Genomic DNA, 338 nt, shown 5'->3' on the forward strand with positions numbered 1-338 from the left:
TGTTTGTAAACGAGTTGCTGTTTACCACGAACCATCATAAGAATCGTAAATTTGTCCATTGCAAGAATCTGCCCGGTTATCCTAACCCCACTCTTTAAAACTACAGTGATTGGCTTTTTTTTCTCTTTTAATAATTCAGATGTTTTTTCTTGTAGACCGTTCATATAGCTTCCCCCCTTACTATAATCGTATCATACTTAAATTTAAATACTGTCTTATACAAGTATTTCTCAATATAGCCATTGAAAAGGAATCTCCTAGTATTACGGATTTGTTTTTTATTACAAGAAAGCTCATTTTTTCCTTTTGGGGTATTTGCCTTTCTTAGCTTGATGGTG

At 33.4% G+C, this 338-nt stretch carries 1 protein-coding gene; it reads right to left on the bottom strand.

Annotated elements, in window-relative coordinates; all coding sequences use genetic code 11:
- Positions 1–164: RNA chaperone Hfq (locus tag JDS96_RS30915; RefSeq protein ID WP_199669138.1), on the bottom strand; the 164-nt coding region annotated here is incomplete at its 3' end.
- Positions 165–338: the final 174 nt, after the last annotated feature.

The sequence above is a fragment of the Bacillus cereus group sp. N21 genome, assembly GCF_016483395.1.
GTDB lineage: Bacteria > Bacillota > Bacilli > Bacillales > Bacillaceae_G > Bacillus_A > Bacillus_A pseudomycoides.